We start from the raw sequence: 16,822 nt of genomic DNA, 5'->3' as shown, positions 1-16,822 counted from the left end.
CAACGAACCCGCTTCCGGCGGGTCGAAACCCCGTGAGCCGAGCGCCGACGGCAACCACGGCAGAGGATGAGGCGATGTACTTCACCGACCGCGGCATCGAGGAGCTCGTCAAGCGTCGGGGTGACGAGGACGTCACCCTGGCGTGGGTCGCCGAGCAGCTCCAGGTCTTCACCGACACCCACCCGGAGTTCGAGACGGCCGTCGAGCGCTTCGCCACCTGGTTGGCGCGCCTCGACGACCCCGACGACTGAGGCACGCGCTGCGCGCGGCGCCACCGGGATCAAGCTGGCGACCGCTCGCGGACACTCAGCCGAAGGGCAGCGGATCGGCCGCCATCGACACCGCTCGAGCACGCGCGGCGGTGAGGGTGCGCCGGTGGTGCTGGCGACACAGGACCTCGTAGGCAACCTCGGCGGGCGGGCCCTGCGGGCTCGCCTGGTCCTCGACGTCGCCGACCACGACCACCTCGCCCTCGGTCACCATCACGCCGTCCTCGGTCCGGGCGTTGTGGGTGGCCCGCTTCCCGCACCAGCACAACGCCTCGACCTGGAGCACCTCGGTGCGGTCAGCGAGCTCGACCAGCCGCGCAGCCCCCGGGAAGAGCCGGGTGCGGAAGTCGGTGAGGATGCCGAAGCAGAAGACGTCGATCTGTAGCTCGTCGACGATCTTGGCCAAGGCGTCGATCTGGGCCGGCGAGTAGAACTGTGCCTCGTCGCAGACCAGGTAGTCGATCCGGGCGCCCCGGGTCAGCGCGTCGACGACGTAGCGCCAGAAGTCGAAGTCGGGGGACACCTCGAGCGCGTCATGGGTGAGCCCCAGCCGTGAGGAGATGCGGGCAGCACCAGCCCTGTCCTGGGACGTGAAGATCCGACCCAGCCGGCCCCGGGCCGCGTGGTTGTGGTTGGTCTGCAGGGCCAAGGTGGACTTACCGGCGTCCATGGTCCCGGTCCAGAAGGTCAGCTCGGCCACCGCGGGATCATCTCACCTGTCCACGCTCGGCGGAGGCGAGGGTGCGGGTGGTCGGCGACCTCCCTTGGGTTCGCTGCGACTCACGCCACACGGCGTACGACGGTGGCGCGGTGCGTGGTGGCACCTGCCGCATCCCCGGCACCGGCCTGAGCGGCGGCGAGCCGCGCACGGTGGTCCAGTAGCGGAAGACGACGTCCGCAGCCCGGTCGCGGCGCGAGATCAGTCCACCAGGACGGGGATCAGCATCTCGTCTGCCGTCAGGCTGCCGTGCAGGCCCACGAGGGTCGTCTCGTAGTCGAACTTCTCGCTCGCGAAGACGCCGTGCTCGCCACGGCACGCGACCACCACGTCGCCCAGGCGCGGCAGCACGCGCGCGTCGACCGGCCCGAACCACCCGCGCGCGATCGCCTCGGCGCGGGTCAGGACGTCGGCGTTGTCGGCCAACGACTCCCGCCAGGTGGCGATGACGTCGTCGACGGCACCGCTGCGGCAGTACAGGTGACGGAACCGCGCCTCGCCACCCAGGAGCGCGACGCCGTCGAGCAGGTGCGTCTCGGTGTCGACGTCGGTGCGGCTCGCCGCCGGTGAGTCGACCATGCCGTGGTCGGCGACCACGACGAGGCGGACGTCGGCAGGAAGCGTCTCGCGCAGCTGCTCGGCCTCGGCGTCGACCATCGCCAGCTGCTGCAACCACTGGCTGGACGAGACTCCCCAGCGGTGCCCGGTCCAGTCGAGGTCACTGTCGTAGAGGTAGGTCATCGAGGGGCGCGCGGACGAGGAGGAGACCGCAGCGGCGATCCGTTCGCCGACCTTGTCCGCACCGACGAACGACGCGCCCCGGGACGAGGCGACGGTGAGGCCGGAGTCGCGGAACTCACGCTTGTTGACGACCGTGACGTCGACGCCTGCCGACATCATCGTCGCGAACGACGTGGGGTGTGGCTGCCACTCCAGCGGGTCGACCTTCTGGTCCCACCAGAGATGGTTGAGCAGCGCGTCGGTGCCGGGCACCCGGGCGGTGAAGCCGACCAGGCCGTGCGCACCGGGACCGAGACCGGTGCCGAAGGACGTGAGGCTGGTCGCCGTCGTGGACGGCACCCCGGCTGTGCCCGGCTCGCTGTCGACCAGCAACGACGAGAGGTACGGCGCCGCGTGGGCGTAGCGCTCGAGCAGGCGCGCTCCGAGTCCGTCGACGAGGAACACGACGTACGACGGCGCGTCCGGCAGAGTGAGACCGGTCGGCGTGCGGGCCAGCGGTGACCCCAGTGCCGCGGCGACCGCCGGCATGACGTCCGCGAGGGACCTGCGCCCGTAGGCAGGCTCGACGAAGGCCTCGGGAGTGGTCGCCATCGGGTGCTCGCTCACCACTCAGTGCTGCGTGCTGGCCGAGAGCGCAGCCGCGAACCCGAGCAGTCCACCCACGGCGTCGCGACCGTCTGCCGCCGCGGAGACCCGCAGCGAGAAGTCGTCCGAGGCCAGGACCCCGGCGTACCCGTGGTCGGCATCGCACTGCGGGTCGCTGCAGCCCGCGGGCTCCAGGTCGAGACGGCTGACGCCGCCCCAGCCGATGGTCATCACGGCCTCGGCGGGCGGCTGCGGACCTGCCGTCGGGTTGGCGGTCATCCGCGTGACCACGACCGACTTCACCGCGGTCAGGCTGACCGCCTCGGTGGAGGTCGAGGTGTAGGGCTCGGGCAACAGGTCGTCGCCCGCATGCTCGTCGGTGTGCGCCAGGATCAGGCGGCTCGGGGTGAGCACGATGACACTGAGGTGACGGCGCACCTCGTCGCGCTCGAACGTCGGCTCGTGGTGCACGAAGAAGGCTCGGACGGCTTCACCGGCCACGGCCCCGTCGACGGCGTCGCCGACCACCTCGGGGTAGTAGCCCGTGCGGTCGATGGCCTTGCGGAGGTCACGAGCGTGGTCGAGATCGTCGAGGGGGCGGCGCACGGCGTCAGTGTGTCACGGGTGCCACGGGCGCCCGGCTACTCGGTCGCCACCAGGGTCACACCCAGGCCGATCATCATCGTCCCGCCGGCCGCCCCCAGGGCGTCGAGGCGGGCGGGCTTGCGCGCGAACCACTGCTTGGCCGCGCCGGCGAGCACGGCCCACGTGCTGTCGGAGAGCACGGCGAGGACCGCGAAGACCAGGCCCAGGAGAGCGATCTGAGCCCCGGCGGGTCCGGCGTCGGAGGTGAACTGGGGCAGGAAGGCGACGAAGAAGACGATGGTCTTCGGGTTGGTCAGCCCGACTACGAGACCTGTCGTGAGCGCCTGCCCGCGCCGGGTCGGCACCCGTGCTCCCTCCAGCAACGCCCGACGCGCATCACCGCGGTGCCGGATCGCCTTGAGCCCCAGCCAGACGATGTAGGCGGCCCCGACCACCTTCAGGACGGTGTACGCCGTGGCGCTCGCCGCGACCACGGCGCCGAGGCCGACAGCGACCAGCACGACCTGGACCATCAGGCCGAGGGCGTTGCCGAGCACCGAGATGAGGGCCTCGCGACGGCTGACCGTCAGGGCGCGACCGAGCATGAAGAGCAGGCTCGGCCCGGGGACCTGGATGAAGAGGATGGAGGCCACCAGGAAGGCGATCCACTGGCTCGATGTGGGCACGAGAGGATGGTCTCAGCTGGATGACGCAGGGCGCCACTACTACTCGGGAATGGTGTCCCCGGGGTGGTCCGGCAGGCGGCGCACGAAGTGGTCGGAGCGCGGGTCGGCGACCGGCGCGACCCTCGCGGAGGCCGTGAGCACGGTGGCCTCCTCGACCCCGGCCAGCACCAGGGAGAGCTCGAGCGCGCTGAGCTGCGGCAGGTCGTTCTGCATCTGCGCGACCCGGCTGATGAGATGCTCGACCGCGGCCACGTTGATCGGCTCGGCCCCCCGGTAGCCGAACAGGATCGGCGAGCTCTTCACTTCGCGCACCATGGTCGAGACGTCACGCTCCCCCAGCGGCGGGATCCGGTAGGACCGGTCGGCCAGCAGGTCGATGATCGGACCGGAGATCCCGAAGGACACGACCGGCCCGAAGAGCGGGTCCTCCATGGACTTGATCGCCACCGGAACCCCCGCGGCAGCGTTCTTCTGGACGACGAAGTCGGCCAGCGAGGCGTCCTTGACCAGGTCCGTGAGAGAGTCCCAGGCCGTGCGCATCTCGGCTGCGGTGTCGATGTTGCGCCAGACGTGGGCCAGGTCGGGGCGCTCGCGCAACCCTTCGGCCGTGGCCTTGAGCACGACGTCCCAGCCCAGACGTCGACCCGCGGCCTGGGCCTCCTTCACGCTGGCCACGGCGACGGACTCCCACACGGAGATGCCGTAGGTCTCCAGGAGCGCAGCGACCTCGTCCCGGCTGAGCTGCGCACCCTCGGGGTGGGCAGCCAGTGCTTCGTTGAGGATCCGCTTGGCCGAGAACGCGTCGACGTCACCTGGGTCGGACGACGGCCCGTCGGGGGTGCGCAGCCAGACGGCGTAGTCCACGACGCGGGCCATGGCCCGCACGGCCGCCTCGACCGCCGGGTAGGACGGCACCGAGCCGCGACCCGCGTCGGAGCCGGCGACGTCGGGCACCCGCAGCAGCTCGGGCACGCCCTCGGCGCCCAGGAACGAGGAGACGAGCGGCTTGTCGGACTGCTCGCCGACCGCGGCGAGCACGTTGGCGACGTCCTCGCCGGAGACGTTGAGCGGCGGGATGTAGACCGCGACCACCGCGTCGACCTCGGGGTCGTCGATGGCGTCGTCGAGGGCGTCCTCGAAGTCCTCGGCGCTCGGCTCGGCGCTGAGCGTCACCGTCCGAGCGACGAGCAGACCCACGGCCGCCGCGGCGTCGGCGGCCAGCAGGCCGAGGGCGTCGGAGTTGCCGACGATGGCGACGCGTCGTCCACGCGGCAGCGGCTGGTGCGCCAGCAGCTGCGCGACGTCGAACATCTCCTCGAGGGTGTCGACCTGGATGATGCCTGCCTGCTTGAACATCGCGTCCAGGGCCTCGGGCGGCGCCACGATCCGTCGTACGGCGTGGCCCATCGGCACACCCTGCGTGGTGCGCCCCGACCGCACCGCGATGATCGGCTTGCGCAGCGAGACCCGGCGCGCGATGCGGGAGAACTTGCGCGGGTTACCGATGGACTCGAGGTAGAGCAGCACGACCTCGGTCGCGTCGTCCTCCTCCCAGTACTGCAGGAGGTCGTTGCCGGAGACGTCGGCACGGTTGCCGGCGCTGACGAAGGTGGTCAGGCCGAGGCCACGGTTCTGCACCTTCTCCAGGATCGCCGAGCCGAGTGCACCCGACTGGCAGAAGAAGCCGGCGCGGCCGCGGGGCGGCATCACCGAGGACAACGACGCGTTGACCGAGACGGTCGGGTCGGTGTTGATGACGCCGAGGCAGTTGGGTCCGATCAGGCGCAACCCGTAGGACCGGGACAGCCCGACCAGGTGGCGCTGTCGCTTGCGGCCCTCCTCGCCGACCTCAGCGAAGCCCGAGGAGATCACGATCATCCCGTGCACGCCCTTGGCCGCACAGTCCAGGACGACGTCGTTGACCGCCTCGGCCGGCACCGCGACGATCGCGACGTCGACGTCGTCGGGGATGTCGGTGACGCTCTTGTACGACGGCAGGCCGGACACGGCCGGCGCGCTCGGGTTGACCGCGTAGATCCGTCCGGTGAAGTCGTTGCTGACCAGGTTGCGGACCAGCACCTGCCCGATGGTGTCCTGGCGGCGGCTGGCGCCGATCACCGCGATCGAGCGCGGGTTGAAGAACCGTTCGATGGAGGCTGCCTCGGCGCGGTGCTCGCGCCCGCGCATCACCCCGATCGAGGTGTCCGTGGGGTCGATCGAGAACTCCAGGCTCAGGACGCCGTCCTCGTAGCCGCTCGCGACGCGGTAGCCCGCGTCACGGAAGGTGTGAATCATGGCCTGGTTGTCGGGCAGCACCTCGGCGATGAAGCGCTCGATGCCCCGCTCGCGGGCCGCCTGGGCGAGGTGCTCGAGCAGGAGCTGGGCGATGCCTCGGCCGTGGTGCTGGTCCTCGACCAGGAAGGCGACCTCGGCCTCGCCGTCCCCGATGACGTCGTAGCGGCCCACGGCGATCATCTGACCCTGCAGGACCATCACCAGGGCGACGCGGTGGTCGTGATCGACCACGGTGAACCGCTTCACGTCTCGCTCGGAGAGGTTGGGCATCGGGCTGAAGAAGCGGTAGTACTTCGAGCGGTCCGAGACCCGCGAGTAGAACTGCACCAGCAGGTCGGCGTCGGCCGCCACGATCGGCCGGATGTGGGCCGTGCGCCCGTCACGGAGCAGGACGTCGGCCTCCCAGTGGCGGGGGGCCGAGGCGTTGTCGGCCAGATCGGCCACGCCGGCCACGCTGTGGGGGTCCGTGGTCACGCTGCAGAGCCTACCGTTGAGCGACGACAGGCGACGCGCCACGGGCCGAGGCCCGCGGCGCACCGCCGGTCAGTCGATACGCCTGCTGCGGTCCGGACTCAGTTGCTCCAGACCTGAGCGGTGGCCAGGCAGGCGTTGCCCGGCCCGTAGGCACCGTTGCCACCGAGCAAGGTGCCGCGCTTCGCGCCGTTGCTCACGAACCCTGCGATGGCAGTCCCGTCAGCGGCCACCGCGGTGAACTCGGTGCTGTGGTTGCCGTAGAACTCCGAGTCGTCGTCGCTGGCCGAGGCGTCCCACATCTCACGGTCGTCCTCGTCGGTGCCGGTGTTGAGGAAGTCCTCGAAGGATCCACCCTCCAGGTTGCTGTAGTCGCTGTCGAAGACCGACCCGTTGGTCGACGACTTGATGTAGGTGACCGAGTAGGTGGTGGGACCGCTCTCGTCGGTGAAGCACTTGGCGACGACCGACAGCGGGCCCTCGCTGAACATCACGACCTCGGGGGCGTTGCCGCGAGCGGCGTCGTAGCTCGCACCCGACGTCGGGGTGAGCTTCTTGTAGACCAGCTGGGTCTCGCCCACACCGGAGGCCAGGTCGGCCGACTTGATCGAGCCGTTCTTGATCTGCTTGCCGGTCAGGGTCGACTTCTTGACGTCCTTGTTGGTGACCGAGCCGTTCTTGATGTCCTTGCCGGTGATCAGCTTGGCCGCGTAGGACGTCCCGCCGAGCGACATGACGAGTGCGAGCAGCGCGACGACGAGCGCGGCTCCCGATAGCTTCTTGGACTGGAACACGAGATCTCCTGGGTTGGGGGTGACTGCGGAACAACGCCCCGACATTTCCAGGTCCGATCGGTCGTCGGCTATGGCTCGTTGTGACTATCACCTCCTAGGGTGTTGCACTCGCCCGCATTCTGTGCTGCTTCACGACAGGTGTCGACGACGGCGTGCCCGGCGCACATCTGCCCTCCGCAACCGTGAGAATGACTCCATGGCACGCCGTACCACTCCCCCTGAGCTCCCCGACGACTTCGAGGAGCACATCCTCGACATCGACATCGGCGAGGAGATGCGCAACTCGTTCCTGGAGTACTCCTACTCCGTCATCTACTCCCGGGCACTCCCCGACGCGCGCGACGGCCTGAAGCCGGTCCAGCGGCGCATCCTCTACACGATGAACGACATGGGCCTGCGGCCCGACCGCGGGCACGTCAAGAGCGCCCGGGTCGTCGGTGAGGTGATGGGCCGGCTGCACCCGCACGGCGACAGCGCCATCTACGACGCGCTGGTGCGGATGACCCAGCCGTTCGCGATGCGGGTGCCCACCGTCGACGGACACGGCAACTTCGGCTCACCGGACGACTCCCCTGCGGCGATGCGCTACACCGAGTGCCGGATGGCGCCGGCCGCGGTCGCGATGACGGCCGACATCGACGAGGACACCGTCGACTTCCGACCCAACTACGACTCCCGCGAGCTCGAGCCCTCCGTGCTGCCGGCAGCGATCCCGCACCTGCTGGTCAACGGCACGACCGGCATCGCTGTCGGGATGGCGACCAACTGCGCACCCCACAACCTCGTCGAGGTGATCGCCGCCCTGCGGCACCTGATCAAGACTCCCCGGGCCTCCCTCGACGACCTGATGCGCTTCATCCCCGGACCCGACCTGCCGACCGGTGGGAAGATCGTCGGCCTCGACGGGATCCGCGACGCCTACGAGACCGGCCGCGGCTCCTTCCGGATGCGTGCCACCGCCCGGATCGAGACCATCGGGCGTCGCAAGGCGATCGTCGTCACCGAGCTCCCCTACGCCGTGGGCACCGAGAAGGTGATGGAGCGGATCAAGACCCTCGTGCAGGGCAAGAAGCTCCAGGGCATCTCCGACATCAAGGACCTCACCGACCGCGACAAGGGCCTGCAGCTGGTCATCGAGGTCAAGAACGGCTTCGTGCCCGAGGCGCTGCTCGAGCAGCTCTACAAGATGACGCCGCTCGAGGACTCCTTCGGCATCAACAACGTGGCGCTCGTCGACGGACAACCCCGTACCCTCGGTCTCAAGGAGCTGCTCGAGGTCTTCCTCAAGCACCGCTACGACGTCGTACGGCGTCGATCGCTCTTCCGGCGCAACAAGAAGGCCGACCGACTCCACCTGGTCGACGGGCTACTCGTCGCGCTGCTCGACATCGACGAGGTCATCCAGGTGATCCGCACCAGTGACGACGCCGCCGGCGCACGCGAGCGCCTGCAGACCGTCTTCGAGCTCTCCCAGCCCCAGGCCGACTACATCCTCGAGATGCAGCTGCGCCGGCTGACCCGGTTCAGCAAGATCGAGCTGGAGAAGGAGCAGGAGCAGCTGCGCCGCGAGATCGAGGAGCTCGACGCCATCCTCGCCGACGAGAAGCTCCTCCAGAAGCTCGTCTCCGAGGAGCTGGCCGAGGTCGCCAAGACCTACGGCACCCCCCGTCGTACGGTCCTGCTCCAGTCGGCCGGTACGACGGTCACGGCGGCGACCGCACCGCTCGAGGTTCCCGACGACCCGTGCTTCGCCCTGATGTCGGCGAGTGGGCTGCTCGCCCGCACGACCGGCACCGAGGTCGGTCAAGGCGACGACCGCGCCAACCACGACGTCGTGACATCGGTGGTGCGCACCACCGCCCGCGGCGAGATCGGCGTGCTCACCTCGGCCGGTCGGCTGCTGCGCCTGGGGGTGCTGGACCTTCCGGCGCTCCCCCCGTCGGCCAACGACCCCAACCTGTCCGGCGGGCTGCCGCTGAGCGAGGTGCTCCCGCTGGCGCCGAAGGAGCGTGCCCTGGCGCTGTGCACCCTGAGCGGCGAGGGCCCCGGCCTGGCACTCGGCACGCGCGACGGCACGGTCAAGAGGGTGAACCCCGAGGTGCTCGGCCGCGACGAGTGGGAGGTCATCGGCCTCAAGGACGGCGACGAGGTCGTCGGCGCCGTCGAGCTGGCCACCGGCGACGAGACCCTGTGCTTCGTGTCCACCGACGCCCAGCTGCTGCACTTCTCGGCCTCCGTCGTGCGGCCGCAAGGTCGCTCCGGCGGCGGGATGGCCGGCATCAAGCTGAGCGTCGGGCAGCAGGTGGCGTGGTTCGGCGTCGTCGATCCGGATGCTCCCGAGGGCTCGGTGCTCGTCACGGCCTCCGGTTCGTCGACGGCTCTGCCCGGCACCGAGCCGGGGCTGGTGAAGGTGACCCCCTTCGCGGAGTACCCGCCCAAGGGGCGCGCCACCGGCGGCGTGCGATGCCACCGCTTCCTCAAGGGCGAGGACGCCCTGGTCTTCGCCTGGGTGGGCGCAGCGCCCGCGCGCGCTGCCGCCTCGAGCGGGGCGCCGGTGGCGCTCCCCGCGGCGCAGGGGCGTCGCGACGGCTCGGGCGTCCCCGGAGCGCAGCCGATCGCCGCCTGCTCGGGTCCGGTGGCCGTCCGCATCGGGGCCGGCGTGCCCGACGATGTGACAGGCTGACGCCCATGACCCTGACCCGACGCGCAGCGGTCGGGGCCGGCGCAGCTCTGCTGACGCTCTCCCTTTCCGCGTGCAGCAGCGACGACTCCCCCGACGCTCCCGACGCTGACACGGCCGGTGCGACGCCCGAGGAGGTCCTGGCCCAGGCCAAGGTGGAGCTGGACGAGACGTCCGGGGTGCGGCTCTCGCTCTCGACCGAGGACGAGCGACCCGACGGCGACTTCCTCCGGAGCGCCGACGGGGTCATCACCGATGCTCCGGCGTTCCAGGGCACGGCCGGCGGCCGGTTCCTCGGCTTCGACGCCGAGGACATCGAGGTCCGCTCGGTCGACGGCGACTTCTACGTCAACGCCCCCATCATCGGGTGGGACACCTACGACCCAGCCGAGTTGTGCGCCCCGGACCCGGCACTGCTCCTCGACCCGGACACCGGTGTCTCCAACGTCCTGGTCGCGGCCACGGAGATCGAAGCGGGCGAGAAGCGGCGCGCCGCCGACGACAACGCGGTCATCGTCACGCCGTACACCGCCGCGGTCCCCGGGGACGCGGTCGCCGCGATCCTGCCGTGCGCACCGGGTGACACCTTCCAGGCGACCTTCACCGTCAACGAGGAGGGTCAGCTGCGAGCCGCCGAGCTCACCGGCGAGTTCTTCTCCGGAGGCGGGGAGATCACCTACACGATCGCGGTCACCGAGTACGGCGTCACGCAGGAGATCACCGCTCCCTGACGGAGCGTGATCCCTCCCGGGCACCCGCGATGAGGAACGCATGAGCCCCCCGAGCCCTGCCGTGCTCGACCGGCGCTCGCGCACCCTGCTGATCTTCGGTGCCGTCGCGGTGGCCTTCGCCGCCATCGACACCTACGTCGTCGTCCTGGCACTGCCGGAGATGATGACGTCGGTCGGCATCAGCGCCCAGGATCTCCAGCGCGCTGCCCCGATCATCTCCGGGTTCCTGCTCGGGTACGTCGCCGTCCTGCCGCTGATCGGCCGTGTCGCGGACCTGCGTGGCCCGGTGCCGGTGCTCGTCGCCTCCCTGTCCACCTTCACCGTCGGCTCCCTGGTCACCGCCGTCGGGTACGACCTGACCAGCGTCGTCGCCGGACGTTTCCTGCAAGGACTCGGCGGCGGTGGTCTCGTGCCCGCGACCATGGCCCTCGTCGCCGCGCTCTACCCCGTCGAGCGGCGCGGCCTGCCCCTGGGCCTGGTCTCGGCGGTCCAGGAGTTCGGCTCCGTGCTCGGGCCACTCTTCGGGGCAGCCGTGCTCTCGGTGTCGTCGTGGCGGGCGATCTTCGCGATCAACGCGTCGGTCGCGGTGCTGCTCGTGGTCGTCGTGCGGGTCCTGCGTCGTGAGGACGCTCAGGCAGCCGCGCTCGACGAGCCGCACGGCTCCGCGACTGCAGACGACCAGCGCCGCGGGCCGCCCGACCTCATCGGCGGCGCGGCACTGCTGCTCGCAGCAGCCGGTGCCGTGCTCGTGCTCTACCCGCCCGACCGGCTCTACCTGGACCTCACCTACGGCGAGCTCTTCACCCCCGTCGTCGCCTCGGGCCGGTGGCTGTCCCCGCTGGGACTGGTCGCCGTCGCCGCCCTGCTCCTGTTCGTGGTGCGGTGCCTCACCGCTCGCCGCCCCCTCGTCGACGCGCGTTCGTGGGGTCGCAGCCTCGCAGCCGCCGACCTTGCCGGCGCGACGTACCTGGCGGTGGCGCTCGGCGGCATCGTCCTGGCCTTCGCCACCGCAGACCCCGAGGTGTCGGTTTTCTCGCCTCAGGGACCATGGCTGCTGGCCGCCTCGGCGCTCGCGATCGTGGCCCTCGTCATCCATCTTCGACGTAGCACCAACCCCCTCGTCCCGCCCGGAACCCTGCGGGCGATGCCGGCCTGGGGATCGCTCGTCGTGAGCCTGTTGGTGGGTTGGGCGCTGATCGCAGCGCTCGTCGACATCCCCCTCTTCGCCCGCACGACGACGTACGACACCCAGCTGGGCGCCGCTCTCGTGCTGCTGCGCTTCCTCGTCGCACTGCCCGCGGGAGCGGTCGTCGGCGGCTACCTCGTGCGCAGCGTGGCGGCGGGACCCATCACCGGCGTGGGGATGCTGCTGTCCGCAGGATCTTTCTGGTGGATGTCGACGTGGGGCGAGACCAGCCTGGATGCGTTCTCCTCGAACGTCCCGCTCGTCCTCTGCGGACTCGGCTTCGGCCTGGCCCTGGCTCCCGTCAACGCCGCCATCCTGGCCACCACGCGCGACGACACGCACGGGATCGCCAGCGCTCTGGTCGTGGTGGCCCGGATGATCGGCATGCTCGTGGGCATCTCCGTCCTCACCACCTGGGGCCTCGCCCAGCTCTACGACGCAGGCGCGGCCAACCCCGAGCTGAGCGTCACCGAGCTCGGCATCCTGCAGGAGCGGGCCGTCTTCGAGGGCGCAGCGCTCTTCGCCCTCCTGGCCGCAGTCGCCGCGATGATCCTGTTCCGAGGAGCCCCGACACGCGGCCTCGACACGGGTGCTGTCATGCGTTCGGGGGGATGAATGGATAACCTTGCGCCCGTGGCTGACTTCGTGGACCTGGTCGAGGCTAACGCTGCCTACGCCGAATCCTTCTCCGACGGCGGGTTCGACGGCATCGCCAAGGCGGGCGTCGGCATCGTCACGTGCATGGACTCGCGGATCGAGCCCCTCGAGATGCTCGGTCTCAAGCTGGGCGACGCCAAGATCCTGCGTACGCCGGGCGGCCGCGTCACCCACACCACGCTCGAGGCGCTGGTCATCGCCGTGCACCTGCTGGGGGTCAAGCGGATCCTGATCGTGGCTCACACACGTTGCGCCATGGCCAGCAGCACCACCCAGGACCTACGCGAGCGGATCGAGGCCTCGGCCGGTCAGGACGCCTCGTGGCTCACGATCACCGCGACGGCCGACCAGCTCGAGTCACTCGCCGACGACGTCCAGAAGCTCCGCACCCACCCGCTCGTCCCCGAGGACGTGGCAGTGGGCGGCTTCGTCTACGACGTCGACACCGGCCTCATCGACCGCAAGTACTGATCAGGCGAGCTCCGCCGGCGAGCCCGCCACCTGCGACGCCGGCTCCAGCGCGCGTGGCGGCGGACCGGGCGCGGGGACTCGGTGGCATGGCGGACGGCATCACGCGTCCAACGTCTCGACGTCCACCTCGTAGGCGCCCTGGACGATGAACTCCTTGCGCGGCGCCACCTCGGCCCCCATCAGCAGCTCGAAGACCGAGGTCGCGGCGTCCGCGTCGTCGATCGTGAGCTTGCGCAGGGTGCGGTGGCGCGGGTCCATCGTGGTCTCGGCCAGCTGACTGGCGTCCATCTCTCCCAGACCCTTGTAGCGCTGGACCGGGTCCTTCCACTTGGTGTTCTTCTTCTTCAGCTCCGCGAGCTTGCGACGCAGCTCGTCGTCGGAGTACGTGTAGACGTACTTGTCCTGACCCTTGCGCGGGTTGGAGATCTCGACACGGTGCAGAGGCGGTACGGCGGTGAAGACCCGCCCCTCGGCGATCAGGTCGGGCATGTACTTGAAGAACAGCGTGGCGAGCAGGCAGCGGATGTGCGCCCCGTCGGAGTCGGCGTCGGCCATGAAGATGATCCGACCGTAGCGACGCGCCTCGAGCTCGAAGGTACGACCCGAGCCGGCGCCCACGACCTGGATGATCGAGGCGCACTCGGCGTTCTTGAGCATGTCGCCGACCGAGGCCTTCTGGACGTTCAGGATCTTGCCGCGGATAGGCAGCAGCGCTTGGAACTCCGAGTTGCGCGCGAGCTTGGCGGTGCCGAGCGCGGAGTCCCCCTCGACGATGAACAGCTCGGTCCGGTCGTTGTCGCCCGAGCGGCAGTCGGCCAGCTTGGAGGGCAGTGTGGACGACTCCAGGGCGTTCTTGCGGCGCTGGGTCTCCTTGTGCTGACGCGCGGCGATCCGGGTCTTGGAGGCACCGAGGACCTTCTCCATCAGCAGGCGCGCCTGAGCCTTCTCGGCCCGCTTGGTGGAGGTGAGGAACGTCTTGAGCTCGGCCGAGACGACCTTCTTGACCACGCCGAGCACAGCCGGCGTACCGAGGATCTCCTTGGTCTGCCCCTCGAACTGCGGCTCCGCGAGCCGCACGGTCACCACAGCGGTCATCCCCTCGAGGACGTCCTCCTTGATCACGTCGGCGTCGTTGACCTTGAGCACCTTCACCGCACGCATGGCGTCGTTGAACGTCTTGGTCAGGGCACCCTCGAAGCCGGAGACGTGCTTGCCGCCCTTGGGGGTGGCGATCACGTTGACGAACGAGCGCACCTCGGTGTCGTAGCCCGTGCCCCAGCGCACGGCGATGTCGACGCCCAGGTTGCGCTCGACGTCCTGCGGGGTCATGTGGCCCTTGGCGTCCAGCATCGGCACCGTCTCGGTGAAGGCACCCGAGCCCTGGATCCGCAGCACCTCGGTGACGGGTTCGTCCGACGAGAGGTACTCGGTGAACTCCGCGATGCCACCGTCGTGGCGGAACTTCTCCTCCACCGGCGTCTCCCCGCGCAGGTCGCGGATGACGAGCTCGAGACCGGGCACGATGAACGACGTCTGTCGAGCACGGCCGAGCAGACCCTCGAACTCGAACGTCGCGTCCTTGGTGAAGATCTGGCGGTCCGGCCAGAAACGGATCCGGGTGCCGGACTTCGTCTTCGCGACCCGACCACCCTTGCGCGTCAGGCCGCTCTGCGGGGTGAAGGTGGCGCTGGGACCGTCGCCGTCGAAGACACCGGCCGCACCCCGGTGGAAGCTGAGTCCCCGAGAGGCCGGCGACCGATCCACGTCGATGTCCATCCGGGAGGACAGTGCGTTGACCACCGAGAGCCCGACGCCGTGCAGGCCGCCTGTGGCGACGTACGAGCCGCCCCCGAACTTGCCACCGGCGTGCAGCTTGGTCGCCACGACCTCGACGCCGGGAAGGCCGGTCTTGGGCTCCTTGTCGGTCGGGATGCCACGGCCGTCGTCGTGCACCTCGGCGGACCCGTCAGGGTGCAGCGTCACCTCGACGCGGTGTGCGGCACCGGCAAGGGCCTCGTCGACCCCGTTGTCGATGATCTCCCACAGGCAGTGCATCAAGCCCCGGGTGTCGGTCGAGCCGATGTACATCCCCGGGCGTTTGCGCACCGCCTCCAGCCCCTCGAGCACGAGGAGGTGGGCGGCGTTGTAGGTGTTGTCAGCGATCGTGAGCTCCTGCGACATCGACGTGCGTGGTGCTGGTGGGTCGAGTGGTGGCGGCGGGGCGCCCCACCAATCCGGACACCCGGTCACCGACGAATCTACTAGCGACACGCCGGGGACCGATGCAGGCTCGCCTGCACCCCGAACGTCACGATGAGGACACGATCTCGGGATCGTCACCTGATTGTGCATCCGGAGTTACCGGCCGGACGTCACACTTGGTGCAGGCACGACGAACAGCACCACCGCTCCACGAGGACCAGTTCCACCCGATGCGAGAATCCACCCCACCGATGTGGTGTGAGCCACCCCGAATCGGGAATCTTGACCCCGCTGGATACGTTGGAACCGGCACAGACCGAGATGAGAAGAGGCCGACATGACGACTGCGACCGCCCCCAGCACCTCCCTGACTGCTGAGGACCGCTGCGACCGCTGCGGCGCCCAGGCTTACCTGCGCGTCGAGCTCCAGACCGGTGGCGAGCTCCTCTTCTGCGCCCACCACGCTCGCGAGCACGGCGACAAGCTCGCCGAGGTCGCCGAGGTCGTGGTGGACGAGACCCACAAGCTCACCGCCACCCCGACGCCGTCCTCCGACGACGCCTGACGCGCTCGCGGCCAGGCCGCGCCCGACCACCGCTCGACCCCGGACCTCGGTCCGGGGTCGAGCGCGTTTTCACCACCCGGATACCTCGACGAAGCAGACGCGTGCGAAGTTGCTCCCGTGGCCATCGTTCTCTCCCTGTGTGCCGCCCTGGCCTATGGACTGTCCGACTTCGTCGGCGGCGTCGTCTCGCGTCGGATCAGTCCGTGGACGATCGCCTTCATGGCTCAGCTCGGCGGCGCCCTGGCCATCCTCGTCCTGAGCCTGCTCGTGGATGGCTCTCCCCGGGGCACAGACGTCGGGTGGGCCCTGCTGGCAGGCCTCGGCAACGGTGTGGGCACGGCGTTCCTCTACCGCGGTCTCTCCTCGGGGAGGATGGGTGTGGTGGCGCCGATCTCGGGCGTCGGTGCCGCACTCGTGCCGCTCCTGGTGGGGCTGGTCACCGGTGAACGCCCCGGACTTCTCGCGTGGGTCGGCATCCTCGCCGCGCTGCCCGCCATCTGGTTGGTGGCGCGCGAGCCGGCGCCCGACCCGAGCACCACCTCCGGCTCCGCCGCGTCCGGAGTGGTGGACGGCGTGCTGGCCGGCCTCGGCTTCGGCCTCCTCTTCGCCGCCCTGGGTCAGATCCCCGAGGAGTCGGGGCTGCTCCCCCTCGCCCTCAACCAGGTGGTCGGCACCACGATCGTCGCCGGCCTGGCCCTCGCCATGGGTCACGCGTTCTGGCCACGTCGGCCGATGGCGTACGTCGGCATGGTCTCCGGCATCCTCGGCGCCGCGGCCACCGTGCTCTTCCTCATCGCGACGCAGACCGGGCTGCTCACGATCTCGGCCGTGATCACCTCGCTCTACCCCGCCTTCACCGTGCTGCTGGCCGCGGCGCTGCTGCGCGAACGCATCCACCGTGACCAGGGCGTGGGGCTGCTGCTGTGCGCGGTCGCGGTGGGTCTGATCACCGTCGCCTGAGCGCTCTCGAGGGGCTCCGAACGACAAATTTGCTTCGAACTTCGGCCCCCGACTGTCACCTGGGACCGATTAGTGTCATGCTTGTTCCATCGCCAGGCCGCGCCGATGGACTGCCCCCCAGCCACCGGATTCGGCCTGGCGGCCTTTTTGGCCGAAATGCGCGACCGCCCGACGCCGTACGGCGTCGGGCAGTCGTGGTCCGGACCAGGCTCTTCTCAGTCCAGGT

General features: G+C 70.0%; 14 protein-coding genes. 7 read left to right on the top strand and 7 right to left on the bottom strand.

Annotated elements, in window-relative coordinates; genetic code table 11:
• The first annotated feature begins 74 nt into the window (after window positions 1-74).
• On the top strand, window positions 75-251 hold the full coding sequence (locus tag Q1K33_RS08295; protein ID WP_300402621.1) for a DUF6104 family protein: 177 nt from the start codon (window positions 75-77) through the stop codon (window positions 249-251).
• Window positions 252-306: 55 nt separating this feature from the next.
• On the opposite strand, the gene Q1K33_RS08290 is transcribed toward Q1K33_RS08295, so the two are convergent.
• The 6 genes from Q1K33_RS08290 to Q1K33_RS08265 all read right to left on the bottom strand — a co-directional run bounded on the left by Q1K33_RS08290 (window position 307) and on the right by Q1K33_RS08265 (window position 7,144).
• Window positions 307-969, bottom strand: a complete 663-nt coding sequence (locus Q1K33_RS08290) for a thymidine kinase (protein WP_300402619.1) — start codon at window positions 967-969, stop codon at window positions 307-309.
• Between the two features lie 219 nt (window positions 970-1,188).
• Window positions 1,189-2,334: a nucleotide pyrophosphatase/phosphodiesterase family protein gene (locus Q1K33_RS08285; protein ID WP_300402617.1), complete on the bottom strand. Its 1,146-nt coding sequence runs from the start codon at window positions 2,332-2,334 to the stop codon at window positions 1,189-1,191.
• Between the two features lie 3 nt (window positions 2,335-2,337).
• Window positions 2,338-2,919, bottom strand: a complete 582-nt coding sequence (locus Q1K33_RS08280; RefSeq protein WP_300402615.1) for a DUF5998 family protein — start codon at window positions 2,917-2,919, stop codon at window positions 2,338-2,340.
• A gap of 35 nt (window positions 2,920-2,954) precedes the next feature.
• Window positions 2,955-3,584 carry a LysE family translocator gene (locus Q1K33_RS08275; protein ID WP_300402613.1) on the bottom strand — a complete coding sequence of 210 codons (630 nt, stop codon included), beginning with the start codon at window positions 3,582-3,584 and terminating at the stop codon, window positions 2,955-2,957.
• Between the two features lie 39 nt (window positions 3,585-3,623).
• Window positions 3,624-6,353: a bifunctional GNAT family N-acetyltransferase/acetate--CoA ligase family protein gene (locus tag Q1K33_RS08270; RefSeq protein WP_300402611.1), complete on the bottom strand. Its 2,730-nt coding sequence runs from the start codon at window positions 6,351-6,353 to the stop codon at window positions 3,624-3,626.
• A gap of 98 nt (window positions 6,354-6,451) precedes the next feature.
• Window positions 6,452-7,144 (bottom strand): hypothetical protein, encoded by a 693-nt coding sequence (locus Q1K33_RS08265; protein WP_300402609.1) that lies wholly within the window; start codon window positions 7,142-7,144, stop codon window positions 6,452-6,454.
• A gap of 196 nt (window positions 7,145-7,340) precedes the next feature.
• On the opposite strand from Q1K33_RS08265, the gene Q1K33_RS08260 reads away from it, so the two are divergent.
• Genes Q1K33_RS08260 through Q1K33_RS08245 form a run of 4 tightly spaced genes read left to right on the top strand, consistent with a single transcriptional unit; the run spans window position 7,341 to window position 12,869 of the window.
• The gene (locus Q1K33_RS08260) at window positions 7,341-9,827 is read left to right on the top strand and encodes a DNA topoisomerase IV subunit A (RefSeq protein ID WP_300402607.1); all 2,487 of its coding nucleotides are present in this window, start codon (window positions 7,341-7,343) and stop codon (window positions 9,825-9,827) included.
• A 5-nt stretch (window positions 9,828-9,832) separates the two neighbouring features.
• Window positions 9,833-10,555, top strand: coding sequence for an LppX_LprAFG lipoprotein (locus tag Q1K33_RS08255; protein WP_300402605.1), 723 nt, complete (start codon window positions 9,833-9,835; stop codon window positions 10,553-10,555).
• A gap of 40 nt (window positions 10,556-10,595) precedes the next feature.
• Window positions 10,596-12,356, top strand: a complete 1,761-nt coding sequence (locus Q1K33_RS08250) for an MFS transporter (protein WP_300402603.1) — start codon at window positions 10,596-10,598, stop codon at window positions 12,354-12,356.
• A gap of 18 nt (window positions 12,357-12,374) precedes the next feature.
• Window positions 12,375-12,869: a carbonic anhydrase gene (locus Q1K33_RS08245; protein ID WP_300402601.1), complete on the top strand. Its 495-nt coding sequence runs from the start codon at window positions 12,375-12,377 to the stop codon at window positions 12,867-12,869.
• Window positions 12,870-12,968: 99 nt separating this feature from the next.
• Here the strand turns inward: Q1K33_RS08245 and Q1K33_RS08240 are convergent, their stop codons facing one another.
• A complete protein-coding gene (locus Q1K33_RS08240) occupies window positions 12,969-15,050 on the bottom strand; it encodes a DNA topoisomerase IV subunit B (RefSeq protein ID WP_300402599.1) in 2,082 nt (693 codons plus the stop codon).
• Window positions 15,051-15,408: 358 nt separating this feature from the next.
• Here Q1K33_RS08240 and Q1K33_RS08235 point away from each other — a divergent pair, with 358 nt between their 5' ends.
• Both Q1K33_RS08235 and Q1K33_RS08230 read left to right on the top strand, forming a co-directional pair.
• Complete coding sequence (locus Q1K33_RS08235; protein ID WP_300402597.1) at window positions 15,409-15,636, top strand: hypothetical protein; 228 nt, start codon at window positions 15,409-15,411, stop codon at window positions 15,634-15,636.
• A 117-nt stretch (window positions 15,637-15,753) separates the two neighbouring features.
• Complete coding sequence (locus Q1K33_RS08230) at window positions 15,754-16,596, top strand: DMT family transporter (protein ID WP_300402595.1); 843 nt, start codon at window positions 15,754-15,756, stop codon at window positions 16,594-16,596.
• Window positions 16,597-16,822: the final 226 nt, after the last annotated feature.

The organism is Nocardioides sp. (genome assembly GCF_029937575.1).
Taxonomy (GTDB): domain Bacteria; phylum Actinomycetota; class Actinomycetes; order Propionibacteriales; family Nocardioidaceae; genus Nocardioides.
This window is presented reverse-complemented; position numbering and strand designations above follow the sequence as displayed.

Bases quoted from the DNA above. Each gene is read 5' to 3' on its own strand.
- Q1K33_RS08240 (WP_300402599.1), bottom strand. From the start codon at position 15,050: ATGTCGCAGGAGCTCACGATCGCTGACAACACCTACAACGCCGCCCAC.
- Q1K33_RS08260 (WP_300402607.1), top strand. From the start codon at position 7,341: ATGGCACGCCGTACCACTCCCCCTGAGCTCCCCGACGACTTCGAGGAG.
- Q1K33_RS08250 (WP_300402603.1), top strand. From the start codon at position 10,596: ATGAGCCCCCCGAGCCCTGCCGTGCTCGACCGGCGCTCGCGCACCCTG.
- Q1K33_RS08295 (WP_300402621.1), top strand. From the start codon at position 75: ATGTACTTCACCGACCGCGGCATCGAGGAGCTCGTCAAGCGTCGGGGT.
- Q1K33_RS08255 (WP_300402605.1), top strand. From the start codon at position 9,833: ATGACCCTGACCCGACGCGCAGCGGTCGGGGCCGGCGCAGCTCTGCTG.
- Q1K33_RS08235 (WP_300402597.1), top strand. From the start codon at position 15,409: ATGACGACTGCGACCGCCCCCAGCACCTCCCTGACTGCTGAGGACCGC.